Raw genomic sequence first — 25,510 nt, 5'->3', positions numbered from 1 at the left:
CTCGTTGCAGCGAAGCGGGGATCGAAAGGAGAGAGCCATGCCCCAGGGCGACAAGAGCAGCTACACCGACAAGCAGAAGCGCAAGGCCGAACATATAGAGAAGGGCTATGAGGATCGCGGCGTCTCAGGAAAAGAGGCGGAACGGCGCGCCTGGGCCACGGTGAACAAGGAATCGGGCGGCGGCAACAAATCCGGTTCCGGCCGGGGGAAGGCCGATACCCGCGCCTCATCCCGCAAGGGCGGGAAAAAGGGCGGTGCGGCCTCGTCCCGTCGAACGGCGGCCGACCGCTCCGCCGCCGCGAAAAAGGGGTGGGAAACCCGGCGCAAAATGGCGGGGGGATAGCCGACAAATCCTCCCCATCGATAGATGGGGAGGAACAGGAAGGTTTGTGCTGCCTAGCGAAATACCACCGTCTTGCCGCCATTGCGCAACACCCGGCGGTCGGCCAGCCATCCCACCGCCCGCGCCAGCACCTGCGTCTCGATATCCCGCCCGATCCGGATCATATCCTCCGCCGTGGCGCGATGATCGACGCGCTCCACCGCCTGCTCGATGATCGGCCCTTCATCCAGATCGGCGGTCACGAAATGCGCCGTCGCGCCGATCAGCTTCACGCCCCGCTCATGCGCCCGGTGATAGGGCCGCGCACCCTTGAATCCCGGCAGGAAGCTGTGGTGGATATTGACGCAGCGCCCCGCAAGCGCCTCGACCAACCCTTCCGACAACACCTGCATATAGCGGGCCAGGATCAGATATTCGGACCGCGTCCGCTCGAAAATGCCCAGCAAGGCGGCTTCCTGCGCGGCCTTGTCGCCATTGGGGGGCAGTTCATGATAGGGGATGCCGTGCCATTCGGTGATCCGGCGCATGTCGGGATGGTTGGACACCACGCCCATGATGTCGACCGCCAGCGTCCCCGTCTGCCAGCGGTGCAGCAGGTCGGCCAGGCAATGCGACCCCTTGGACACGGCGATCAGCATGCGCGGCTTTTCATCCGCCGCCGTCAGCCGCCAGTCCATGGCGAAGCGCGTCCCCACATCGGCAAAGTCTCCGCGCAGCCGCTCCGTATCGCCCATGCGCTCATCGGTGGCCTCGAACGCGACGCGCATGAAGAAGCGATCCGCCTCCCGGTCGGCATATTGCTGGCTGTCGGTGATGAAGCCGCCGCGCTCGGCCAGGAACTGGCTCACCGCCGCGACGATGCCCACCCGATCGGCGCAGGCCAGGGTCAGAACCCAGGATGGGACAACCGGATCAATCAACGCGCATCTCCCCCGCAAACCGGGAAACCCGTTGCCTCAAGCTTGCGCGCCGATCAACCCGTTACGCGCTTCCTTCGTCCCGTGCGCTGGTCATCGCGAAAATGCCCGTCGCATTGCCGGTGTCGAAGGCAAGGTCCAGCCGACCGGTCTCCGGATCGATATCCCGGCTGATGAATTCATAGAAAGACCCCGGCACCCGCCGCAATTCATTCCCGGCGAAAAGCCGCTCCACCGTATCGGCGCGGAAGGCGGTCTGCCGAACCCGCCCCGTGCGGGAGATTTCCAGCCTGTCCTTCATCGGCCAGTCATCCGCCTTCAGCCGCTCCGCCAGCGCCGCGACGTCCGCCACCCTGTCCGTCGCATGGTTGAAGGCATTGCCTTCCGTCGCGATCCAGGCGGCTTCATGCGACCGGGAGAGCAGCAGTTCATAATCCCCGATGCTGACGGGCTGATGCTGCCGGTCGAAGGCCGCGACGATCACCGGCAGCGCCGCCGCCGCTTCCGCCAGCGAAACGGCATCGCCGTCCGCATATTTCCCCAGAACCGCCTTGGCATCCGCCGTCAACGGATCGCGGGAGGTGCCGAACGCGCGCGCCGCCGCCTCGGCAAATTGCGGGTCGAAGCGGTCGACATGCAGTTCCGACAGGAAGAATTGCGGGATCGCCTCAGGCAAATCGGCATGGCGATAGGCCCGGCCGGTCATCCGCAGCCGGTCGAGCGGATAGACCGCCGCCATATGATAGCCCAGGGGCGTCAATATGCGGGTAAAGGCCTCTTCGCCCGGCGGCAATTCCCCGGTCGGTCCTTCCGGCATCCGCACGGTGCGCAGGGCGCCATGGTCGAACACCACCTTGCCTCCACGCGCCAGCCTGTCCGCGACATAGGCCGCCCCGCTGGGCACCCGCTCCAGCAGGTCGTGGAACAGGGCGATGTTCATCGCCATGGCGAAGGCGGCGCGGGAAACATGGGGACCGCGCTCAGCCATCAGCGCGGGATCGACGTCCAGGGCATCCAGCGCTCCACGCGCCGCCTCGACGCCCAAAATCCCTTCCACCAGCGCGCTGATCACCCTTTGATTTTCGACCGACATGGGACGCTCCGTGACAAGGCCCCCATTATCGCATGCTTGAAATAAAATTCCAAGCCGTTGCAAGATTCACATCTTCTTGGGCATGCAGTCCGCGCCCGCCGCCTTGATCGCGCCGCACAGCTTGCTGGCGTCCGCGCTGCTGGCCAGAGGCCCGGCCTGCAACCGGGTCACCCCGCCGCTCGTCAGGATATAGGGCTGATAGCCGGACAGGCCGCTGACCTTGGCGCTGAGCTGGCTCCAGAGCGTCCGGGCGCGGGCCTCCGCGCTGAACGCGCCGATCTGCACGCGCCATCCGCCGTTCGCCGCCTTGGGCAAGGCGGGCTTGGGCGCCGGGGGTTTGGCAGCCGCTGCCTTCGCGGGCGCGGGCCTGGGGGCGGGGACCGCTTCGACCGGTTTGGGCTTGGGCGGGGTCGACGGCGGCAATTGCGCCGAGCGGATAGGCTTGGGCGCGTCACGCGACACCGGCGCCGTCTGGCGAGGCTCATCCACCGCCAGACCGGGCTTTTCCTGCCGGCCGATGGACCGCGCCATGGCGATGCCGTCGTTGCGCTGGTCCTGCGGGATATATTTGTCCATCTGGCGAAGGCTCGCCGTCGCCTGGGCCAGGCCGGATTCGGACGCCCGCGTCATCAGCGCATAGGCCCGCACCCAATTTTTCGCCGTCAGGTCGCCGTTGAACAGGGCCGTGCCGACGATATATTGCGCGCGGGGCTCGCCCCGCTCGGCGGCATGTTGCAGATAGGGAAAGGCGCCCGCCCGGTCGCCCTGCTGGAACATCAGCAGCCCCAGATTGTCCTCGGCGCGGGAATGGCCCTGCTTCGCCGCCTTGCGATACCAATCGATCGCGGCTGCCGGATCGGCCTTCACGCCCCGGCCCAGCTTATAGGCCTGCCCCATGTTGAACTGCGCGTCCGGGTCGCCCGCCTGCGCCAGCGGCTGCCATGTGGCGACGGCCTTGGCATAGTCGCCCTGTTGCCAGGCATCGACGCCCATCTTCACATCGGCCCGCGCCGCCCCGGCCAAACCGAATGGCGTCAGGCTCAACATCGTTCCAGCGGCCAGCATGCCCCAGATACGCTTCATGCTCATGCTCCCAATGAGTCTTCGTGCCATCCTATGCCGCACCAAGGTTAATAGCGACTTAGCATTAAGGACATCGCCTTTTAACCGCCTTTCACGCTTCCGCGCCGATTAACCAATTCTTAGGCGGGCCTGTGGCACTCCTTCCACCGATTGGATTTCTTGGGGGAAGTTGCGTGCGGATATTGGCATTGGCATCGCAAAAGGGGGGGTCGGGCAAGACGACCCTGTCGGGCCATCTGGCCGTCCAGGCGCAGATGGCGGGCGCAGGCCCGGTCGTGCTGATCGACATCGACCCGCAAGGATCGCTGGCCGACTGGTGGAACGAGCGGGAGGCCGAATATCCCGCCTTCGCCCAGACCACCGTCGCCCGCCTGGCCGCGGACCTGGAAATCCTCCGTCAGCAGGGCTTCAAGCTGGCCGTCATCGACACGCCCCCCGCCATCACCATGGCGATCCAGAGCGTCATTTCCGTCGCCGAGCTGATCGTCGTGCCGACCCGTCCCAGCCCGCACGACCTGCGCGCCGTGGGGGCCACCGTCGACCTGTGCGAACGCGCGGGCAAGCCGTTGATCTTCGTGGTGAACGGCGCGACGCCCAAGGCGCGGATCACCTCCGAAGCCGCGGTCGCCCTGTCCCAACATGGGACGGTCGCCCCGATCACGCTGCACCACCGCACCGATTTCGCGGCGTCCATGATCGATGGCCGCACGGTGATGGAGGTCGACGCCAACAGCCGCTCCGCAGGGGAGGTCACGCAGTTGTGGACCTATATTTCGGACCGGCTGGAAAAGAATTTCCGCCGCACCGTCTTTGCCGTGCCGCACAATGCGGTCGGAACGGCTGGCGCGGTTCGTCCGGCAAATGGCGGCTTCGGCCGTCGGATCTCGCAGTAAGAGGGGAAGGGAATATCATGGTCGAACCGAAACCTCTCGCCTCGCTGACCTCCGGCCTGCTGGCCCGCAAGGGGGGCGCATCGCCCGCCATGCGCCGTCCCGTCTTCGGCATGACTTCCGGCGCCACCGCGCTTCAGGAGGATCTGGGCTGGAACGACATGGGCTTTGACGTGACCCAGTCCGAACCCGCGCCGACCGAGGCCAGATCCGTCGCCGGCCTGACGCCGATGACTGCCGTCCCGGCACTGGCCCCCGTGCCCACCGTCGTCACGGAGCGCGAGGAACTGGCCGAGCGCATTGCCGAAGCCGGCGCCCCGGCAAAGGCCGAAAAGCCCAAAAAGCCCGCCAAGACCCGCACCGCCGCCGCGACGAAGGGCCGGAAGGCCGCCTTCACCCTGCGGCTCGACGCGGACCGTCATTTGAAGCTGCGGCTCGCCAGCGCCATTGTCGGCCGTTCGGCGCAGCAGATGGTGACGCAGGCGCTGGACGCTTATCTCAGCAGCCTGCCGGAAGTCGACCGGCTGGCCCAGCAATTGCCGCGCGCCCGCGGCGACAATTAAGGGTTTGAAAGCCATGAAGCGCAAGGCCTTCGCCAAAGCAGCGGTCGCATCGATGCTTATCGGCACGACCATGGTGGGATGCACCGGCGCGGCATTCCGCGATGCCGGCCATGTCGGCGCCATCGCGCCCAAACAGAATCCGGATCGCCTTGCCGCCAACGTCGAAAAAGCGCTGGCCGACCGCAACGGCGCGCAGGCGGTGGAACTGGCGGAAGCCGCCGTGCAGGCCGCGCCGCAGGACGCCCGTTATCGTCAGTTGCTGGGCCGCGCCTATGTGGCGGCGGGCCGCTTCGCATCGGCCGAAACCGCGCTGACGGACGCGATGACGCTCGGCAATCGCGATGCGCGCACCATTGTCACCCTGGCGCTGGTCGACGTGGCGTTGGGCAAGGACCGCGCCGCCCGCGACCTGCTTGCCAACCACACGGACATCGTGCCTGCCGCTGACTATGGCCTAGCGATGGCGATGGCGGGCGACGCGCCCGAAGGCGTGCGCATCCTGTCCGAAGTGATCCACGATCCGTCGGCCAACGCGCAGACCCGTCAGAATCTCGCCTATGCCTATGCGCTGGCGGGCCGGTGGAAGGATGCGCGGATGATGGCGGGCTTCGACCTCGATCCGCTCGCCGCCAATGATCGCATAACCCAATGGGCGCAGAACGCAGCGCCGGGCTTCTCGTCGCAGCGCGTGGCTGCCCTGATGGGCGTAACCATCAACGGCGCCGATGCAGGCCAGCCGGTCGCTCTGGCCCTGGCGCCCGCGACCGCTCCGGTCCAGATGGCGGAGGCCGCTCCGGCTGAGCAGGCCGTCGAAGCCGCGCCGGTCGCAATCGCCGCTGCCGATTCCGCGCCGCCGTTCGCCGCCGCCCAGGAAGCGCCCGCGCCGACGATCCAGGCGCTCGCCGCCCCGGTTCGCGTCGCCGCGCCCCGCGCGGCCGCCCCCATTTCCGCCCGCGTCCAGAAAGCCGCCTTCAGCCCCAGCGGCAATGGCAGCAGCAACTGGGTGGTCCAGCTTGGCGCCTATGACAACGCGGCCATCGCGAAGGAAAAATGGTACGCCATGGCCCGCCGCAACAGCGCCCTGGCGAACCTGCCCGTCGTCACCAGCCAGATCACGCTGAACGGCGCGACCTTCGCCCGCCTGGCTGTCGGCGGCTTTGACGACCGGGCCGAAGCCGTCGCGCTTTGCCGCTCGATCCAGGCCCGTCGCGGCAAGTGCTTCGTGCGGGAAAATGTGGCCGGCGCGACATCCCAGCGCTGGGCCTTGGCGACACGCGGCCGCCAATACGCCGCCCGCTGATCGCCGACAAAATCCTCCCGATCGAGAGATGGGGAGGATAGGTCCGCCAATATCCAAAATCGGCCCATCGGCTGCCGACGTCATCCGCCGCATCTGCGCGCCGAATATCGTCAATTTCCGGAAATCCCGGCCGTTTCCACACTGGCCGGAAAGGGCGAAAATTGGCTCCCCCTATAATCCACATTGCGAACTTTTTTAGGATTCCAACGATGGAAGCTAGAAAACTGGTCACGCGTTACCGTGCCGCGTTCAAGAACGCGGCTTGATATATTATTTAACGACAGACAATACGTCCTGTAGTGTTCAAAATGGCGCAAGAGAACATGCCAGTTCCATTTTTGTGTGGCTATTCTCTTGCGCTTTGAATCAATAAGGCAGCGTTTAATTAAAATCGTGGCACGAGGTCCAGCGGTTCATCGCCCGCAAAAAGCGTGTAGCTCGGCTCTCTCTCGGTTCGATCTGGGAGTGATGATGGCTTAGGATTTTGATCGCCGCAATAGGTAGGGCACTGAAGTGCCGCTTGCGTATCAATGCGGACAAAAGGGCACAAATTTACCCTTTTCTTCCCAAGTTTGTACCGCACCAACTTAAAACTATTTTGATTTTGGCGCATTGATGGCGCCAGTCAAAAAGGCGTGTCCGCTCGGACGATCATAATGCCGATAGTTCGACCAACACTTCGAATCCGGGTGGTGAGGTGATCTGGGTACTGCCCCGATGGGCGGTCGCTATTGCTGACACTAAGGCGAGGCCAAGGCCGTGACCGTTGGTGGTACGGCTCCGCTCGTCACGCGTGAACCTCTCGAAGAGTTTGGTGACGTCGCCCTCGACGCCAGGTCCGTCGTCGACGACGAGCAATCGGGTGGACGCTCCTCGGCGATTCAGCGTCACGTTTACCGTGGTCCCTCGTGGTGTATGGGTGAGGGCGTTGTCCAGCAAGTTGGTCATCAACTGTTGGAGTAGGCGCCGATCTCCCTTCAGATTGATGTCAGGGCTAATGTTCGCGATGAGAATATGGCCCCCGGCTTCCATGTCGGGGCGATAGGTCTCCACGATTCCCTCGACGAGGTCGCTTAGTGCGACATCGCTGAACTCCCCCCTTAAACCCAATCCTTCGACCTCGGCTATGCGGAGCAAGGCGGCAAAGATATCCAGAAGTTCATGCGATTGCGCACTTGCAGCCTCGATCGCGCACAACTGGACCGCGCGATCTTCACTGCTGAGTGCCTCATCGAGCCGGTTATGCAGCCGGGTGAGAGGGGTGCGCAGGTCGTGCGCGACGTCGCTCGACACCTGACGCAGATTGTCCATGAGCAGGCCGATGCGGTCGAGCATCCGGTTCAAGGTTTCCGCGACGCGATCGAACTCGTCGCCTTGGCCGGTGATCGGCATTCGCTGCGTCATATCACCATCGATGATTGCCAGCGCCGTGCGGTCGATCCGCGCCAGGCGTGATCGAGTGACCGCACCGACAATCCATGCAGCTCCGATACCCAGCAGCATTATCGCGCCAAATGCCCCGGCAAACAGGCGGATCATCGTCGCGTCCATTTCGTCGATAACCGCGCGGTCGGCGGCGACGAGCAGGCGGTGGCCGCCCGACAACCGGGTGGTCAGCGACTGAGCAATCCGTCGTTCCCCGTCGCGAGTGTAGGGCAGTAGTTCGACATAGCCCGGTTCAGCCGGCACCGTTGCATCGAGCTTTCCGGCGACGGCGCGGCCATTTGCATCGACGAGGCGATAGTCGAGACTGGCGGTACTCCGCGCCGCTTCGCGCCGCGCGATTGCTTTGGCGACGCCGTTTGGACCATCATCTCCCTCGTCGATCAGCGCGGCGGTCTCCGCGGCAACACGGTGGTCGAGCTGCTTTTCCAGTTCTTCATGGACGACCTCGAAGGCAATACCACCAACTACCAGGGTGGCGACCCCGAACCCGATCGCGACAAGCGCAACAAGGCCGAAGGTTGTCCGCCACCAGCTCTTTGCCTGCGAGCCGGGCATCACGCCTCTCGGATCATATAGCCCGCGCCGCGTATCGTCTCGATCGCATCGGTATCAAATCCGGCATTGAGCTTCGAGCGCAGTCGGCTGAGATGGGTCTCGACAATGTTGGTCTTGGGATCGAAATCGAAATCCCAAACACGTTCGAGCAGCATCGTGCGCGTCATCACCCGGCCGGGATGACGCATCAGCTCGGCGAGCAGCGCGAATTCGCGCGGTTGGAGCGTCACGCGCTGGCCTGAGCGCGTGACTGTGCGGCGATGAAGGTCGAGGATGATGTCGCCTGCTGACAGGCGCGCAGGTTCGACCGCCGCGACCGGGCGGCGGCCAAGTGCCTGGAGCCGCGCTGCAAGCTCGGAAAAGGCGAAAGGCTTGATTAGATAATCGTCGGCGCCGCCTTCCAGCCCTTCGACCCGGTCGGCGATGCCCCCGATCGCGGTCAGCATCAGCACCGGCGCTGTGTTGCCCGCAGCGCGCAACGCCCTGACCAGCGACAACCCGTCGAGCCCAGGGAGCATCCGGTCGATCACCAGCGCATCGAAGCCGCCCTCGGTCGCCAGGAACAGTCCGTCGCGACCGTCCAAGCTGGTGACGACATGGTGCCCGAGTTCGCTCAGGCCGCGGGCGACGAATCGACTGGTGTCGGCGTCGTCCTCGACAATTAGGATACGCATGGCGTCACTGTAGCGCCGCGGCGTCGGTCTGCCACCCACCACCGAGCGCCCGGAACAATGCGACTTGGGCCTGTGCAACAACAAGATCGGACTGCGCTCGCGCCAGTGCGCTTTGGGCGCGGGTCCGTTCCGCGTCGAGCTGAACCAAGAAAGCGACATCGCCGAGCCGGACGCGCGCTGCGGCGCGGCGGGCCGTGAGGTCGGCTTGCGTCAAGGCTGCGCCCAGCGTGAAGTTTCGCCGCATCTCGGCGTCATAGGCTGCCAGCGCGGTCTCGACCTCGCGCAGCCCGCGCAGGACGGCGACATCCCAGCTCGCCAACGCTGCCCGCTCGGTCGCGCGCGCCTGCGCGATCCTTGCGCGCGCGGGTGCCTGGTTGGGGAATGCCCAGCTGATCAACGGCGATGCGGTCGCGACGAAATTGCCGGTCAGCAACCCGACGGCGCCTCCAAGATTGACGCGCGGATACAAGTCCGCGCGAGCAACTCCGATGCGAGCGGCGGCAGCGGCGATGCGGCGCTCAGCTTCGCGGATGTCGGGTCGGCGCAGGAGCAGCGCCTGTCCATCGCCCACCGGGACGGTCGCGCCAAGCTTCGGCGGGGCGCTACAGATGATCGGATCGGTCCGCGCGTCAGCCGGTGGGCGGCCTTGTAACGTGGCGATCCGATAGCGGGCGTTCGCTTGCAGCGCCTCATAGGGCGCAATCGTCGCGCGGGTAGTTTCGAGCAGGTTTGCCGCCTGAGATACTTCGGGTGGCGAAACCTCGCCGGCGCGTAGCTGGCTGCGTATAGCGGCGACAGAGCGTTCCTGCACCCGCACCTGTTCGCCCGCAACGCGCAGCGCCTGCGTCGCGCCACACAGCTCGACATAGGCAAGGACGGTGTCTGCGACGACCGCGACGCGAAGCCCGTCGAGCGCGGCCGCCTGCGCCTCTGCGTCAGCAGCAGCGGCAAGCGCACCCGAGCGCAGGCGACCGAACAGATCGGCGTCCCAGCTCGCAGTCGGCGCAAGGTCATAGTCGGTCGTGGGCACGTTCGACGAGGCGCTTGGCTGGCTGGCGCTGCCATCGACCGTGGCGGCGCTCTCTATCGTCGTCTGTGGCAACCGCGCCGCGCGTGCCTGGCGCAGCGCAGCGCGCGCGCCGTCGAGATTGGCATAGGCGACGCGCAGGTCGGCGTTGGCAGCAAGGCTTCTGTGGTTGCCGCCCGTGATGCAAGAAGTTTCTGATCCGAAGAGCGAGTGATCGAGTGCGGTCTTCTGTCAGGCCTTTGGTTGCGGCGTTTCAGAAGCCGCTGGCCGGTATGGTGATCTGCGGTTCGAGTCCAAATCTCGTTTTCGAGCTGGGATGCTCACGCCTCGTAACTGGTTTTCCCGAACCAGATCTGTTCGCTCATTTCGCCCATTCGGGTCGTCGCCTTCTCACACCCCCATCATCCGACGTTAGGTAAGCTTGTTGGCATGCCGATCATGCAACTGCTGCCTGCGCCGGAATTCTGTATTCATTACCATTTTTTATCAGGGCCCAAATCGTTCTGGCCATCTTGTTGGCGAGGGCAATTGCCACAAGCATTCTCGGTTTCCTGGCAAGCATATCTGCGAGCCAGGAATTTTCTGGAATCGATCTTCGACCCATCCAATTCAGACGGGACATTGCACCTATGATAAGCAGTCTGCGGATATCGGCCTGACCCGCTTTCGAAATACGTCCAAGGCGCTCCTTTCCGCCCGAGGAGAATTGTCGCGGGACAAGACCGAGCCAGGCCGCGAAGTCCCGCCCGCATCGGAAGCTCTCCATTGATGGGGCGAAGGCCTCGACCGCTAAGGCTGTTAAAGGGCCAACTCCCGGAATCGTCTGTAGCCGCTTGGCCGCGTCAGTTTCAGCCGCCAGCGCTTTGATCTTCTTTGTCCGTATATTGATACGCTCAGTTTTCTCAGCGATCTGTGCCAATAGATCTCGGCATTCCTCCCGCATCAAAACGGGCAAATCGCTGTTAAGCTCATCAAGAATGTCCGCAATCCTGCAGAGCTGATTTATGCCTTGGGGGACAACATGACCATATTCATAGAGCGCCGCCCTTACGGCATTGACCAGTTCCGTGCGTTGATGAACCAGCCGTTCTCTTCCGCGAAATAGAATCGCCCTGCTTTGCTGCTCTTCCGACTTTGGATCAACAAACCGCATCTCTGGTCGTTGAGCCGCAATTACGATCGCTTCAGCGTCAGCGGCATCATTTTTCTGTCGCTTCACGAACGGCTTAACATAGTGTGGTGCGATAAGTTTGACCTCGTGGCCAAGCCGGATCATTTCCCGGGCCCAATAATGCGCACTGCCACATGCTTCCATCACGATCACCGCCGACGGTTGCGCTGCCATAAATGCGGCGAAGGCTGAACGCGGAAGCTTTTTCCGAAACTTGGGTTCGCCTGTCATTGACGCTGCATGAAGCTGAAACACGGACTTTGCCAAGTCCACGCCGATCATTGTATCTTTTGACACGATTGCCGTCCTTTCCGCTCAGTGGTCCTAATTCCACTATCCTGGCACATCTCAGTGCCGTCTGGGGAGGGCGGCAACCACCCCATCTCGTCTGGACCAGGCGGTCGAGTACGGGATCGTCGTAGAGGTGCCACCAATTCTCCGGAACGGGTGCGATGGCCGCGATGGGCAGGTCCGCGAACGGCCCCATGGCGGCGGGCGGCGCTATCGTCGGAGGCGGCGCGGGGGCGGTCATGCAGGCTGTGAGGACAAAAGCGGCGAGGGGGGTGAGGCGCTTCATGCCGGTTGCCCCGCTCCTGCGGCCTCGGGCCTGCGCTTCTCCTCACCGAAGCGCGCATAGAGCGCTGGCATCAGGAACAGGTTGAGCAGGGTCGACGACACCAACCCGCCCAGGATGACGATCGCCATTGGATGCTCGATCTCGTGTCCGGGCTTGTCACCCGCGACCACCAACGGCAGGAGCGCAAGGCCCGCGCACAGGGCGGTCATCAGGATCGGCACCAGCCGTTCCTCGGCGCCGCGCAGGATCAATGCAGGGCCAAACGCCTCTCCCTCCACCCGGCGGAGGTGGTCATAATGCGACAGCAGCATGATGCCGTTTCGCGCTGAAATGCCGATCACAGTGACGAAGCCGACCAACGAACCGAGCGACAGCACGCCACCGGTCAACGCCACTCCAACTACCCCGCCTACCAGCGCAAAAGGCAGGCTCAAGGCGACAAGCGCGGTGATCCGTCCCGAACGAAACTCCAGCCACACCAGCAGCAGGATGCCGATCAGGCACAGCAGTCCCGTGCTCCAAAGGCGTTGGCGCGATTCCTGGAGCGCGGCATATTCACCGAGGACGCGCGGGCTGTAGCCGGTGGCGAACGGCACCTGTGCCACTGCCGATTCCACCGCGCGGGCGACACCGCCCAGATCGGCGCCTGCGACGTTGAGCGTCACGTCGATCCGGCGCTGGCCATTTTCGCGCTTCACTTCGTTTGGCGCTGGCATGATCCGCACATCGGCAACATCGCGCAATCGCACCGGCGCGCCTGATGGTGACAGGATCATCAGGTCGGCTAGCGCGTGCAAGTCGCCGCGCACCGCGGGTTCGCCCCACAGCGCGACATCGAATGCCTTCTGGTCGTGGTAGATTTCGCCCAGCTTCTGCCCCGCGACGAGCGTTTGCGCCTGTCGGCGGACTTCGCCGGCGGTCAGGCCGAAGGTCGCAAGATCGGCCGGGCGCGGAATTACCTGTATCTGCGGCACTAGCACCTGCTGCTCGACCTTCAGATCAGCAACGCCAGGGATGCCTGCCACCTTTGCGCGAACACGCTCCGCGGCTGCGCGCAGCTCGGCCTGATCGGGGCCGAAGATGCGGACGACGACGGTCGCACCAGCGCCTGTCAGCACTTCCTTGATGCGCTCGCGCAGATAGGTCAGCACGTCGCGGTAGAGTCCGGGATAGCCGTCGATCGCCGCCTTGATGCGCGCGACGCTCTCGTCATAGGGCGCGTTTTCATCGAGGCTGATCCACAGTTCGGTAAAGTTCGGCCCGACCACCTCGTCGGCAGCCTCTGCGCGGCCGATATGCGCGCCGAAATTACGCACCCCGGGGATGGCGCGCAGCTCCTTCGACGCGCGGATGGTGATGCGCTCCATCGCCTCGATCGACGTCCCCGGCTTTTCGACGAAGTGCATCAGAAAGTCGGTTTCGCGGAAATCGGGCAGGAACTGATCCTTGAACCCGGCATAGCTTAGCCCGGCGAGCAGCAGTCCACCCGCGACAATCCCCATGGCGAGCGTCGGGCGCGCGACCAGCCGGGGAAGCGCACCCGCATAGCGCCGCTTGAGCAACGCCACGAGCCGCGTATCGCGCTCGGCCTTCAGCGGCGCATTCGGCAACAGGAACAGGCACATCGCGGGCGTGACGACCAGTGCGACCAGTAGTGAGGCGGCAATCGCAAGCACATAAGCGATGGCGAGCGGCTGGAAGAAAGTGCCGGCCACGCCGCCGAGGAAGAAGATCGGCAAGAACACCAGCATCACGATCAGCGACGCGAAGACAACCGCCGAGCGCACCTCAAGTGAGGCCGACAGCACCACGTCGAACGCCGAGCGCGGATTGCCCGCCTCGCGATTGAGCCGTAGCCGCCGGGCGATATTCTCGACATCGATGATCGCATCATCGACCACTTCGCCAAGCGCGATCACCAGGCCGGCGATCACCATCGTGTTGATCGTGGCGCCGCTCCACAGTAGCACCAGCCCCGCACCGAGCAGCGACAGCGGGATCGCGACCAGACTGATCGTGGCCTGCCGCCAGTCGCGGGTAAACACGAACAGGACGATGGCCACCAGGACGCAGCCGATCAGCAGCGCACGGGTGAGGTTGTCGATCGAGCGTTCGATGAATGTTGCCGGACGGAAGATCGTCGTGTCGACCTTCACGTCGCGAAGTCCCGGTGCGAGCTCGCCAAGTGCGGCCTCGACGTCGCGGGTCAATTGCAGGGTATTGCCGGTCGGCTGCTTCTCGACGATGAGCATCAGGCCGGGCACGTCGTCGATGATCGCATTGCCGATCGGGGCCGCGAACCCATCGACCACGCGGGCAACGTCGCCGATCCGCACTGGCGCGTCGCCGCTCTGCTTGACGATCGCCTGTGCGAGATCATCGGCACTCTGGATCGCGCTCGTCTGCTGCACCGCGAGCCGCTGGTTGGGCGTATCGACGAAGCCACCCCCACCGACCAGCACGGCATCACCGGCCGCTGCCCGCAGTTCGGCGAGCGTCACGCCTGCCGCGCGCAGCCGATCTGGATCGACGAGGATTTGCAATTGCCTGTCACGCAGGCCCCAGATCGCCACATTGGCGACGCCCGGCACCGCCATCAGCCGCGGCCGGATCGTCCAGCGCGCCAGTTCCGAAATCTGCATCTGGTCGAGCTTTGTCGAGGTGATGCCGATCTTCATCGCGCGGCTGGTCGATGAGAGCGGTGGCAGCATGACAGGCGGCCGCGCGGCGGTGGGCAACCGCGCCTGCGCCTGCGTCACCCGTTCCTGCACCAATTGCCGTGCCCGGATCACATCGGTGCCAAGCTTGAACAGAATCTGGACCGACGAAAGCCCCAGCACCGATTTCGAGCGCAGCGTCGCCAGATCGGGAACGCCGCTTACCGCCACCTCGATCGGCACCGTGACCAGGCTTTCGACTTCCTCGGTCGACATGCCCGGCGCCTCGGTCTGCACCTCGACCATCGGCGGTGCGAACTCCGGGAACACGTCGAGAGGCACGTCGCCGGTGGCCCGCAGACCGAGGACGACGAGCAGCGCGGCCATGGCGATAACCAGCACCCGCTGGGTCAGCGCAGCGCGAACCAGATGGCCAAGCATCAGTGCGGCGTCCCGAACTCGGTGCCGAACAATTCGGCCGCGCCGTCCGTGACGATGTCGGCGCCGCGCTGAAGGCCGCGTGACAGCAAGGCGACGTCACCCGTAACGCTCGCAACCTCGATACGCTGGCGGACATAACTGTTGGGCGCGGTGCGCCGGTAGACCCACTCACCGCCATATATATCGCGGACTATCGCCCCGGTCGGTACGGATAGCCCGGCGTCCGTTCCGCCAAGCGGTAGAGCGACAGCCACCCGCTGTCCGACACGATAGGTGCGGTCACGATTGTCGAGCGCGAAGAACAGATCAACGGTGCCCGCCGTTGCATTTGCTGAGGGTGGAGCCTGAACGGCGCGCGCGCTGCGCGGCGAAGCGATAGCGTCGCCCAAGGGCCGGACAGTCGCGGCGCGTCCACGCTCGACGCCGCCAACATCGGTTCCGAAGACAGGTACGCGGACCCACAGGGTTGACTGATTGCCCATCGCGCCGACGGATGGCCCTAGCAATCGTCGCTGCGCCTGAGCGGCATCTGCCACGGCGCGTGCCGTCGCTAATCCCGCCGCTGCTTCATCGCGGGCGCGCACGCTGCCCGCTTCTTCCCGGACCAGCGCATCGGCTCTGGCGAGGGCGATGCGCGCGAGACGAACGAGTGCCTGGGTTCGAGCAACCTCACCATCGGCTGCTGCCTGGCTGGCGCCGATCTGGGCAATGTTGCTGGTCGAGCCCGTAGGGACGCCGCCCGCGCCTGATGGCGGCACGACGATTTCGCCGCTCGTCTCGCGCATTCGCTCCGCGCTGCCGTCCTCGATTCGCACGACGCGAATGCCAAGTCGCTGTTGGGCTTGGGGCGTTAGCCTAAGTTTCAGGAGGTCGGCCTCATGGGCAACGGCTTCAGCCTTGGCCGACACTGCTGGCTTCGCCGCAGGTTCGCTCTTACAACCCTGAAGCAGGGTGATGGGCAGTAGCAGGGCGATGTGTAGGACGCGGTTCATCGCGCTTCCTTAAGATAACGCGATTGGGGCGAGCTTGGCGGCGCTATACAAAACCCCAATGTTGAGGCGCGCCACCTTCGACACCCACGAACATCATGGGGGACAGCCAGGGAGCCATTGAACAGCTATCGCATTGCTTTAACGGGATTTATAAATTTTTTGGACCCCAACGCGGTATTGGTAGATTGGATTATCTGGACGTCATGAAATCGTCCTCTCTTTTCAGGGAAGTCCATCCAGTCTGGCGTTAGGCTTATGTCTGATTGGGAGGCACGGCTGAGATTGACCCGGGCTCGTCGATTTTGTGGCCCCGCTGCAGGCTCCGAGCAACCAGCGAACAAAGTGCGGCCCAACTGGCGCCGACACACCACCCTGCTACAACATCGCTTGGCCAGTGCACGCCCAGATATACGCGCGAGAAACCGATCGTCAGGGTGAGAAGGATGGCAACGCCCATGAGGAAAATCCGCATGCTGCGGCTGCCTTCCGCGCGTGAGAGGAGTGCGCCAAGCGTAAGATACGTTATCGCCGAGTTCATCGCATGGCCGCTTGGAAAACTCAGGCTGTGCACATCGACCAGATGTGCGACCAGATCAGGTCGGGGCCGAGCATAGCCAAACTTCAGAATGTTGCTCAAAATCGCCCCGCTTGTGATGGCGATGGTCACAAAAATTGCCGTTTTCGTTTTCCCTGAGGCCAGCAAATACCCAGCGGTGAGTGCGGTCAGCAGAGTCAGAACCGTCACACCTCCCAAAGCGGTGATATCGATCATGGCTCCCTGCAACCAAGCTGGACCGATCGGGACAGCAGAATTGTTTGCTCCGCGCAGCGCGCGCAGGATTAGCCTGTCCAGCGCGAAGTTATCGCCCTCCCGGACTTCCGATCCGAGACGAAGGAATATAAGCGCTCCTACAGCTGTGACGAGAAATACCATCAAGATGCGGCTGTCTATGCGGTGGCGCGTGAAGATATGCGCAAATATTTGGGGAACCATGATTCTCGCTCAATTTGCCAATCAGTTTAGCATGAAGTGGTTGGAGGAAAATTGGAGAGGTTATACAAAACCCCAACGTCGGTGCGCGTCATTTGATGAACCGGTCCGGGGGTAATAGCGGCACTGCCCGCTCAACCGGCAGCGTCATCGCGGTTGATGAACAGCGCGCCAAGCGGCTGTACCAAGCATGATGAGTGCGAGCAGGGAGGCTGTAACCGTCGCGAACGCTGCGCCAATCGTTCCCATCTTGTCGAGAAACAGGAAGAGGGCACCAAATAAAAATGCCGTTGATACAAGGCGAAGGCGGAGCGCCAGCCACACTCGACCCGTTGCGAGAAGGGCAGGCTCAAAGCTAACACTTCCCGCGTCCAGCGCTGCTGCCGTACCCAGAATCAGCACCAACGGATAGACCGGGGCATAGGGCGCACCGGCCAATAACGCGAGCGTTGGGCGGCCGAGCAGCAGCAACATTGCGATCATGATAGCTGCGGTAATCAGCGCAAGCAGCGAAGCGCTTCGGAACAGCCGCGCAAGTTCGGCTGCTGTGTGACCGGCGCGCGCGCGCATGATCTCTGAGAATGTCGCACGCGAGAGCATGTCTGAGATATTCGCGAGAGCCTGGCCGAGCTGATGAGCGATCCTGTAACCACCCGCTGCAGCAGGACTGACGGAGGCGCCGACGAGCAATACCGCGAACTGCTTGCCGACGAGCCCCAGCGTTGACCCCGCATTGGTGATGGCAGCATATCGCCAGAGACCGGGACACTCTTTGGGTACGGCTACCAAACCTCGCCAATTCCACCATTCTCGCTGAGGTTGCAGCACGCGGAATGCAAGCGCCCAATGGGCTATGGCCGTTACCAATTCAGCCACCGCCCACGCGATCAACAATCCCGTGACGGAGGCGCCCGTGCTTATCACCAGCAATGCGCCTATCAGACGGACCACAGGCGTCACTGTCTCGGCAAGAGCGGCCGCCCCAAAGCGGTCGTGAAGACGCAACACGCCGGTGGCGGCGGAACGGAAAGAAACGAGTAGGACGAAACAGAAGATCAACGCTTGGGTTTGCGTTCCGCTCGACCAGCCGAACCAGGGTCCAAGAAGCGCTACGCCGGCAACAGCCAGGCCTGCGCCGATTATGGCACCTGCGAAATCCAATATGGTACAAAAAGCTACCAGGCGCCCCAGCGCATCGGACTGCCCGGCACGAAGGAAGCCCATTCCGTACCGAATGAGCAACTGCCAGGATTCGAAGCTGACAATAGTGGCGATCGCCTGGCCCGTCCCGAGAATCACGACAAACTGGCCAAAGGCGGTTGGGCCAAGCGAGCGCGTTGCCAGTCCAAGATAGATAAGGCTCAGAACTGCCCCCACAATCTTTCCGGCGAGCAACCAACCAGTATTGCGTAAAATGCCGTGCCATGCGCCATCGCGATGCGTGTCAGACTCTGGGTGTCGTAAGCGGCGCAAGAGATTACTGCCATAAGTCACGGGAGGGTCGGTCCAATCCGTATTGAGAGGCAGCCTGACCGGCTAAAGCGATGCTCACAATAACGAGCCCTGAGCAGCGACACTATCGTGCATCGGGCCGGCAAGCGCCCTCCCCCTCCCACAACGCGCAAAGGGCCTTCACATGGTCGGCAATCCCCCCCGTAACAGAGTGACCCTGCGCTATCGCCCGCAATGTCGTGGGCCTTTCGCCCTCCAGCCTGCTGTCTATCAACTGGGCAAGATTTAACGGATCGGCCTTTTCGATGATGCCGCAGCCAGGTGCCATGCGCAGCAATGCGCGCGCGGACGCAAAGCAATCTGTGCTTAGGACCGGGCAGTTGGCTGCCATGGCTTCTAAGGCCACGGCCGGTAAGCCTTCATAGCGAGACGGCAGAATGAACAGGTTCGCGCGCTTGAGCCATCCAGCGACGTCGGACACATATCCTGGGAGGGTAACGCGAGCTGTGAGGCCAAGCGACCTGACCAGTTGCTCCAATCTCTTTCGGTCTGAGCCGTCACCCAATATGATCAGCCGCGCATCAGTCCGTTGTACACGCGCGAAGGCGCGGATCAGAAGATCGAAGCGCTTCTGCCTCGTCAGGCGACCGATACCCAGGATTAGAGGAGGTGCGGTGGCAGAGGCGCTCGAGCCGTCTGGTGCCAGCATAGCATCAGTTACATAGGGATTGATCACGGTTCGGACACGGCGCGCTGCCTGAGGATAGGCAGCTTTCAACATCGTCGTTTCTGCCTCGCTCAATGTCCATATGGCGCTCGCGCAGGAAAAGGCTTTCCCATAGCCCCAGAGGCGCAATTTTCGGACCGGTCCACGATGACGCGAGCCGACAACGGGATTGGTCGTTTTTAGAACCAGTTTTGCCTTTTCAATTTGCGCAAACTTTCGGGCCGCTGTGCAAATCCAGGCTGTATTGTTGGCTGTCGAAATAAGAACGTCCGGTTCCGCCGCACGAAGCGCTCGGACGAGTGCAGGCATCAACCTTAGCAGGTCAAATGTCCGCCAAGTCGATTGCTGACTGATAAAGCGAACGGAAACCGCCGGACCAAGCATGTCTGAAAGCAGCGATTGTGCGGTACCACCCCGACATAGGACCAGCAGCTCGACGTCGAATCCCGCATCGGCGTAACCGCGCGCCAGCAGGGCGGTCACCCGGTCGGTGCCGCCTTGGCTCAACATATAGGCGAATAGGACTACCTTCCTTCGCCCCGGGAGGTGCGGGGTAGTCGTCGGCGGCGGCGCAAATCTCATTCCCATAAGATGATCGACCAACTGCGACGTGATGCCAGTTCTCGCAATTTGGGTGAAGGGTTCACGGCGACCTGCTCGTCCGCCCACTCGAATGTCGGTCGATCTGATATGTGGTCTGAATAGAAGCGAATGTCGGTCTTACCACGCGAGAGGCGGTTGGTTTCAAGATAGGCCGCGAGCATGTCGCGCTTGGCGCTGCCATAGCAGTTCTCGCCGTCGATCTTTGCGATGAGGTGATCGTCGTGCCAGGAAGACCGGGTTCCTACGACCTCGTCAATACCCAGCTTTGCCGCGATCGCATCAAGATACACGCTATTGGCGGCGGTTGCCATAATCACTCTTCGACCGTCCGCACGCTCCTGATCGATTTGTGCCATTCCGGATGGGTAAATCCCGTTCCGGCAGATTTTGCTCGCAAAACGCTCTGCCAAGGCCGTGATTGCGGGGCCTGGTGTGGAGCGACCAAGCAGCAGCGCTTGTTCCAGTTCCTTCACGCGACGTCTGGTGATCAGACCCGCAAGATAGGCGAGCATGCAGGCGATGACCGCAGGTGCTAGCAATAGCCGCCATGGAGCAAGTCGCAGGGCGGCGAATATGAGAAAGGCGGTGTAGGTTGGTTTGCGCGTCAGCGTCCGGTCGAGATCGAATATCGACAGCCGGATTCGACTGTCAGTCCTAAGCTCTGGCAGCCTCCCTCGCGCCTGCTCAGGGGCTAAGGGAGAGCATCTACTGGTTTTCGGCGACAATGAGTTCTGCATTTGGTCTGCCCTGTTGTCCCCTGGCGCATGAGGCAGCTCTAGGACGGCACGACTGGTCGAGAGTCGCACCTCCTGTGCCCATGAAATTGTCTCTGCGAACAGCTGGAGGTGCAACATTGTCGGATCGCTGCCGTCCTAGCTGGGAAGGGCGGGATAATGAACAAACCAGACCAGACATCCCTCGTCGTCGCTGGTCTGGAACCGGGAGCGACAAGCAAACGAGGGGCAGCCCGCGTCGCTGGTCGATCGAGGCGGATCGGTTTTTTGTTCAACCATGATCAGATACACCAGATCGCCCACAGCCTCCCGATTGCCCTTGCATTGGCAGCGCAGGACGGCGCTTTTGAGGTTATCATCGCATCGACTAACGCCACGATGCGGCAGGAAATCGTGCGATTGGCTGGATCGCTTTTGGACCGGATTACGCTCGTCGACCTGAACATGACGTCGGCTGTGTCGCGTTCATTGGTCACCATATTTGGCAAAGCGTTGCCAGCGCACAAGATTCTTATTTATCGCGACAACCTCGAGTTTTTTCGCTCGTTAGACATTCTTGTTGTAAGCGAACGGACTTCTTTGCTGCTCAAAACCCGGTATGGCCTGGATCGCCCGCTCATGGTCCTTGCCGATCATGGAGCAGGTGACCGTGCGATTGGTTTTGGTCGCAAGGCGGCCCTATTTGACCACATACTGGCCGCAGGCCCAAAAATACGCGATCGTTTGGTTCGAGATGCCGGTGTGGATCCGGCGCGATTGACGATAACCGGCTACCCAAAATTTGATGCCTGCCCAGGTGACGCGGTTCCTCTGCCGATGCAATCCAATGGCAAACCAACCGTTCTCTACAACCCGCATGTCTCGCCGCATCTCTCGTCATGGTTCGGGATGGGGGCTCGCGTACTTGAGCATTTTCTCAACAGTGATCGGTACAATCTCATTTTTGCGCCGCACATGATGTTGTTCCAGCGTGCCGTCACGGTGACAATTGATAAGCTAAGGGTAGCGCGAACAGGATCTATAGCTCCCAGATACCGTGAAGCGGCCCATTTTCATATTGATACCGGATCGGTTGCATCAACTGACATGAGCTATGTTAGAATGGCAGACATTTATTTGGGGGACGTAAGCAGCCAAGTGTACGAATTCCTCAAAAAGCCTCGACCTTGTGTATTTATAAATGCCCATCGCTGTGCATGGGAGGAAGATCCTAACTTCGCTCATTGGCAGGCCGGTCCGGTGATCGAAACCATCGATCGGCTGGACGCTGCATTGGATCAGGCAATTCGGGATCATGACGTGCTATACCGCCCCATCCAGGAACAACTGTTCGGATATACGTTTGATCTTGCTGCCGAGCCATCAGCGCAGCGGGCCGCCAGAGCAATTCTCAAAATTGCATCGACACAGATATAGACTGTCCCGAGCACAGCCGCTCACACCGAGCGAAAAGGCATCGAGTCTAGCGGTATCGGCGTCCAAGCGATGCTATCGGTCGAGATATGCATTTGATCAGATGTGATTCGATCACCCCCAGGCCACCGGCGGTCGTAATACGCATTAGCAGCCAGGCAGCTACAGCCCAACCCGCCAGAAGTAGAGCAAAAAAAGATATTGCGTTCGACGCGTAGACGGCCTCGACGGCCGCGCTCATCCGGATGAAAACGACCAGCAAAACAAGTCCTACGCCGAGCCCAATAGCGGAACGGGAGCGCTTGGGCGGAATCGCGAGGGCAAAAGCAAGGAAAGGCACGATGAAACAAAAGCACATCCCGGCAATCCTGGCTGCCAGCGCTGCGATGGCGCCATTTGGGGAGCCCGTCGACACCCTTGGCTCGCCACGCGTCATGGCCAGCAACGTATCAATCCGCACGCGATCCAGCTGTTCGCGAGGCGAGATGCGTGGTGGTAAGGCTGCTCCCAACGGCAATGGCAGTTCGAGCCGAGCGAACTGACCGGAGCCTGACCATGAACCGCGATTCCATCGCACAAAAGTTCCATCCTCTAGTATGAGTCGAAGCCGATGATCTGAGTCAAATTGCGCTGTTGCAAACGCAGCTGCCACAGTGGTGGTACCCGTTTGTACGAAAACACCGGAGAAGGTATTTGGGGCAATCCCCATCCGATCGACCGATAGGGCTACATCCTTGGCGAGATGCACGACGGTGCCAGGGCGAATTCTCAGACCATGGTCGCCGCTTTGGATTTCTGTACCTAATGAGTCGAGCTGACGTTCGCCCCAGGGTTGCGCGTAGCCGCGTATTCCGAAAATCAAAACTGCCACGCAGAATGCGGTAATAATGGGGACTTTCAGGATCGCAGCATTGGAAAACCCAGCTGCGGCGAAAATCTCGAGCTCGCCTTGCAGCGCCAACCTTCGTAAAGCCAAAGCAACGGACAGATAAAGAGCTACGAGCAATCCGAACCCAAGATATTCAGGAAGCAGTGCGACGACATAGCGGCCCAAAAGGTTGATAGGGTCATAAACATCTACCATCGCCTTGATCAGGCGCGGCACATTCTCCAGCGTCAGCAGCATCACGATGATCGCCACTGTTGCGGCAAAGGGTGCGATGATGCCGGAGGCAATGTACCTGTCGATCAGCAGTATGCGACGGTGCGACAGGATTGATCGTCGTGGCCGCGCTTTTGGATCGGCTCGAATGAGCTTGTCGAGCGGGAGAGGTCCATCGAGGATTCCTTGTTCGACGAGCCGGGGTTGCTGAAGGGTTTCCCCATAGGATGGGATCGCTGATGCCACCTTATGAGACGTCGCGATCGACGGGGAGTCACATTACGAGACTATCTCCTCGGGCTTGCGTCGTGGGGCGATGACGGCCTGCTTATTGCCAGGCACCAAGGGAGTTCCGATGCTGGGCGTCAGGTGGTTCCGCCATGTCGGGGCGAAGGGCTGTGTAAGTCCGAGTTCGACATCCTGATCTCGGGCCTTTCGTCTGAGGTGTTGGAGAAAATCGGCGCGCTCTGGGGCGTTACCTTTTCAGGACCTTCTACTGGCACGGACAATGGAACGGTGACCGGCACCGCTGCTCGAGGGGCCGGGACCACATTAGGATCGAAGGCGGGATCGCCTAGCACCGCTGTCGGCGTGCCTTGCTCTGTGCGTCTGCCTCGAAGGCCATCGATTTCGGCCTGGCGTTTGCGAAGATAGAAAGCGCGTGAGGCTTCATAGGGATCAGCGCTTCCATCTCGTATCGTATGGAGTTGCTCGTCAAACTCGGCTCGGTGATCAAGCGCTCCGATGACACTTGCCGGGAGTGTGAAAGTGGCCTGGTTAAATGGCTTGCCAAAAGCGAGTGGCAGGACGAGCCGGTCCAACCCGTCGCCGACAAGATCGCGTAGGGTAGTGGGTCCGATCAGGGGCAAGAACAGGAACGGCCCTGGTTTAATACCGTAGTAGCCCATGCTGTCGGCAAAGCCGTTTGGTCGTCGGGGAAGGGCAAAAGGGTGCCGTTTCGCCACGTCGACCAGACCTGCGCCGCCGATAGTGGAGTTGATGGCAAAACGCCCGAATGTTTCAGCGCCCTTGCCGGGTTCGAGCTGAAGCAGGAAGTTAAGGAAAACGACTGGTTCGCGGAGGTTGTAGAGGAAGTTGCGTAGTCCGCTGCGTATCGGTCCAGGAACCCTGTGCTGATAAGTGAGCGCTATAGGGCCGACAAATGCCTTGTCGACCGATTGCGTGACCTCAAAGGACTTCACATTGACGCTTTCCAACGGATCGCTGACGATGCGTGGTCGCGCCGTTACGACGATATCATCCTGATCGACCTCTTGGCGCGTTGCTGGTGTGACCGGCGCCACCTGCGGAGGTGATGCGAGTGCTGTTTCCTGAACTGGAGTCGCGTCGATGCGCGGACCAGCAACTCGGAGATGTTCGATCTCGCGGGGCAGTTTTCCGTCACCCGCGACGGGTGCGTTGAGCAAATGTAGCGCGACGATGGCTGCCGAAATGCTCATGGTGTCTTTCCTTACGGTCTTCCGTTCCCATCCCCGCCAGTGCGTAGGTTAGGTGGGGGCGAAGTCGGTGCGAACTGGATGCGGCAGATGAAAGGGCTGTCATGATTTTGATTGAGCGCTCATGGTCGACATATCAAGAATGGCTGAGCCGGTAATCGACAGAAAAACCCATATGGTCCGATAGCATATCGGCACCGCCCGCCCGCCCGAATGGAATAGCGGCGTGCATGGCATTTAATATGACATGTTCGCCATCGCTCATGAACTGCCAGTCGCGCCCGCGTTTCAGGATCCATTTGGCATCGGCCGATTGCGCGATTCCGCCCGCCGGATTGGTGAAGCAGATGCTTAGGCCATCGCGCACAACGGCTCGACCCCGGTCGTTGCTTAAGCCGCGGACCGAACCTAGCAGGAGGCTGCGTCGCGCTGGGCGCGGTCCCATGTTGAAGTCACCAGCCATAATGAGGGGGGAGGCAGGATCGTGATAGATCGCAACGAAGCGGCGCAGAAACGCGACCTGGCGCTGATAGGCATAGAGTGAGCGATCATCCGCTACACCGGACGCACGCCGGGAATTGAGGTGTGTGGTCAGGATTTCGACAGGGATGGGGACGCCAGGTACGGCAACGGCGACAAGGAGCACGCCCTTGTTGGCAAGGCAGTCGTAACCGGCACAAGTATAGCTTGGGAATGCGGCGCGCCGCATACGCACGATGGGATAATCAGAGAGAATCTGCAGGCCGCTGTCGACGAATTTGCCCTGAGTTTCCCCCTTGATCCAGCTACCGGCTGCTGCAAACCGTCGATCATCGGCGGACAAGGCTCTATCGTCATGCGTATCGGCTGCTGGACCGGTGACGATATGGGCATAGCCGGCAGCCCGCCCTATCGACTTGGCTTCGTCTGTAAATGCTTCTTGCAATGCGACAATGTGCGGTTGACGTCCCCGTGAGCGGAGCTGACCAAGTCGTTGCCCGATGGCCTCAAGTGCACCATCACGCCCCCATGCCACGGGCCAGGGCAGGCCCTTTACATTGTAGGTCATGACCGAAAGCGCTTCGGGGGCAGCACTGCTATTTGGTTCAAGATCAAAGGGTGCTGAACGCAGCGGTGGGGAAGCGCCAAGGAGGCTAAAGGCAACCAGTATCCAGCAATTTCTCGTTCGCACTTGTCGCTCCCTCGCTCGGATCGTCAAGGCAATGACGTCGTGCGCCTCCCAATGTCGCAGTGGGCTGGAGCAGTTTGCGCAGGATGCGATAATCCCGGCGTGGCAACGTCCCAGAGGTGCCGGGACATGAT

At 61.9% G+C, this 25,510-nt stretch carries 21 protein-coding genes; 5 read left to right on the top strand and 16 right to left on the bottom strand.

Annotated elements, in window-relative coordinates; translation table 11 throughout:
- Positions 1 to 37: 37 nt before the first annotated feature.
- Positions 38 to 343 (top strand): plasmid stabilization protein, encoded by a 306-nt coding sequence (locus NUH86_RS08480; RefSeq protein ID WP_267249097.1) that lies wholly within the window; start codon positions 38 to 40, stop codon positions 341 to 343.
- A gap of 53 nt (positions 344 to 396) precedes the next feature.
- Here the strand turns inward: NUH86_RS08480 and purU are convergent, their stop codons facing one another.
- From purU to NUH86_RS08465, 3 genes are all read right to left on the bottom strand, one after another.
- Positions 397 to 1,263: a formyltetrahydrofolate deformylase gene (purU, locus tag NUH86_RS08475; RefSeq protein ID WP_267249096.1), complete on the bottom strand. Its 867-nt coding sequence runs from the start codon at positions 1,261 to 1,263 to the stop codon at positions 397 to 399.
- Between the two features lie 61 nt (positions 1,264 to 1,324).
- The gene (locus NUH86_RS08470; protein WP_267249095.1) at positions 1,325 to 2,353 is read right to left on the bottom strand and encodes a 2-oxoadipate dioxygenase/decarboxylase family protein; all 1,029 of its coding nucleotides are present in this window, start codon (positions 2,351 to 2,353) and stop codon (positions 1,325 to 1,327) included.
- A gap of 66 nt (positions 2,354 to 2,419) precedes the next feature.
- Positions 2,420 to 3,442 (bottom strand): SPOR domain-containing protein, encoded by a 1,023-nt coding sequence (locus NUH86_RS08465; RefSeq protein WP_267249094.1) that lies wholly within the window; start codon positions 3,440 to 3,442, stop codon positions 2,420 to 2,422.
- A gap of 167 nt (positions 3,443 to 3,609) precedes the next feature.
- Between NUH86_RS08465 and NUH86_RS08460 the strand changes: the two genes are divergently transcribed.
- Genes NUH86_RS08460 through NUH86_RS08450 form a run of 3 tightly spaced genes read left to right on the top strand, consistent with a single transcriptional unit; the run spans position 3,610 to position 6,189 of the window.
- Entirely contained in the window at positions 3,610 to 4,329 is a 720-nt protein-coding gene (locus tag NUH86_RS08460) for a ParA family protein (protein ID WP_267249093.1), read from the top strand.
- Between the two features lie 17 nt (positions 4,330 to 4,346).
- A complete protein-coding gene (locus NUH86_RS08455) occupies positions 4,347 to 4,889 on the top strand; it encodes a hypothetical protein (RefSeq protein WP_267249092.1) in 543 nt (180 codons plus the stop codon).
- Between the two features lie 13 nt (positions 4,890 to 4,902).
- Positions 4,903 to 6,189 (top strand): SPOR domain-containing protein, encoded by a 1,287-nt coding sequence (locus NUH86_RS08450; RefSeq protein WP_267249091.1) that lies wholly within the window; start codon positions 4,903 to 4,905, stop codon positions 6,187 to 6,189.
- 651 nt (positions 6,190 to 6,840) lie between these two features.
- Here the strand turns inward: NUH86_RS08450 and NUH86_RS08445 are convergent.
- From NUH86_RS08445 to NUH86_RS08400, 10 genes are all read right to left on the bottom strand, one after another.
- Complete coding sequence (locus NUH86_RS08445) at positions 6,841 to 8,190, bottom strand: sensor histidine kinase (protein ID WP_267249090.1); 1,350 nt, start codon at positions 8,188 to 8,190, stop codon at positions 6,841 to 6,843.
- Positions 8,190 to 8,864, bottom strand: coding sequence for a response regulator transcription factor (locus NUH86_RS08440; RefSeq protein ID WP_267249089.1), 675 nt, complete (start codon positions 8,862 to 8,864; stop codon positions 8,190 to 8,192). Before NUH86_RS08440 ends, NUH86_RS08445 begins: the two co-directional genes overlap by 1 nt.
- A 4-nt stretch (positions 8,865 to 8,868) precedes the next feature.
- Entirely contained in the window at positions 8,869 to 10,074 is a 1,206-nt protein-coding gene (locus NUH86_RS08435; protein WP_267252071.1) for a TolC family protein, read from the bottom strand.
- 253 nt (positions 10,075 to 10,327) lie between these two features.
- The gene (locus NUH86_RS08430) at positions 10,328 to 11,359 is read right to left on the bottom strand and encodes an IS110 family transposase (protein ID WP_139139481.1); all 1,032 of its coding nucleotides are present in this window, start codon (positions 11,357 to 11,359) and stop codon (positions 10,328 to 10,330) included.
- 276 nt (positions 11,360 to 11,635) lie between these two features.
- Complete coding sequence (locus NUH86_RS08425; protein WP_267252003.1) at positions 11,636 to 14,737, bottom strand: efflux RND transporter permease subunit; 3,102 nt, start codon at positions 14,735 to 14,737, stop codon at positions 11,636 to 11,638.
- Positions 14,737 to 15,729, bottom strand: a complete 993-nt coding sequence (locus NUH86_RS08420; RefSeq protein WP_267252002.1) for an efflux RND transporter periplasmic adaptor subunit — start codon at positions 15,727 to 15,729, stop codon at positions 14,737 to 14,739. The genes NUH86_RS08425 and NUH86_RS08420 overlap by 1 nt, the downstream gene beginning before the upstream one ends.
- 253 nt (positions 15,730 to 15,982) lie before the next feature.
- Positions 15,983 to 16,723, bottom strand: coding sequence for a phosphatase PAP2 family protein (locus NUH86_RS08415; protein ID WP_267252001.1), 741 nt, complete (start codon positions 16,721 to 16,723; stop codon positions 15,983 to 15,985).
- Positions 16,724 to 16,867: 144 nt separating this feature from the next.
- Positions 16,868 to 18,214, bottom strand: a complete 1,347-nt coding sequence (locus NUH86_RS08410; RefSeq protein WP_267252000.1) for a lipopolysaccharide biosynthesis protein — start codon at positions 18,212 to 18,214, stop codon at positions 16,868 to 16,870.
- An 82-nt stretch (positions 18,215 to 18,296) separates the two neighbouring features.
- The gene (locus NUH86_RS08405) at positions 18,297 to 19,409 is read right to left on the bottom strand and encodes a glycosyltransferase (RefSeq protein ID WP_267251999.1); all 1,113 of its coding nucleotides are present in this window, start codon (positions 19,407 to 19,409) and stop codon (positions 18,297 to 18,299) included.
- A 68-nt stretch (positions 19,410 to 19,477) separates the two neighbouring features.
- Entirely contained in the window at positions 19,478 to 20,239 is a 762-nt protein-coding gene (locus NUH86_RS08400) for an HAD family hydrolase (RefSeq protein WP_267251998.1), read from the bottom strand.
- 156 nt (positions 20,240 to 20,395) lie between these two features.
- Between NUH86_RS08400 and NUH86_RS08395 the strand changes: the two genes are divergently transcribed.
- Positions 20,396 to 21,652 (top strand): hypothetical protein, encoded by a 1,257-nt coding sequence (locus tag NUH86_RS08395; RefSeq protein ID WP_267251997.1) that lies wholly within the window; start codon positions 20,396 to 20,398, stop codon positions 21,650 to 21,652.
- Between the two features lie 46 nt (positions 21,653 to 21,698).
- On the opposite strand, the gene NUH86_RS08390 is transcribed toward NUH86_RS08395, so the two are convergent.
- The 3 genes from NUH86_RS08390 to NUH86_RS08380 all read right to left on the bottom strand — a co-directional run bounded on the left by NUH86_RS08390 (position 21,699) and on the right by NUH86_RS08380 (position 25,256).
- A complete protein-coding gene (locus tag NUH86_RS08390) occupies positions 21,699 to 22,997 on the bottom strand; it encodes an LptF/LptG family permease (protein ID WP_267251996.1) in 1,299 nt (432 codons plus the stop codon).
- A 119-nt stretch (positions 22,998 to 23,116) separates the two neighbouring features.
- Positions 23,117 to 24,211 carry a VacJ family lipoprotein gene (locus tag NUH86_RS08385; RefSeq protein WP_267251995.1) on the bottom strand — a complete coding sequence of 365 codons (1,095 nt, stop codon included), beginning with the start codon at positions 24,209 to 24,211 and terminating at the stop codon, positions 23,117 to 23,119.
- 133 nt (positions 24,212 to 24,344) lie between these two features.
- Complete coding sequence (locus NUH86_RS08380) at positions 24,345 to 25,256, bottom strand: endonuclease/exonuclease/phosphatase family protein (protein ID WP_267251994.1); 912 nt, start codon at positions 25,254 to 25,256, stop codon at positions 24,345 to 24,347.
- Positions 25,257 to 25,510: the final 254 nt, after the last annotated feature.

Origin of the sequence: Sphingobium sp. JS3065 (assembly GCF_026427355.1) — a bacterium.
Lineage (GTDB): Bacteria > Pseudomonadota > Alphaproteobacteria > Sphingomonadales > Sphingomonadaceae > Sphingobium.
The sequence above is the reverse complement of the archived record's forward strand: the minus strand, read 5'-3'. Positions and strand labels throughout refer to the sequence as shown.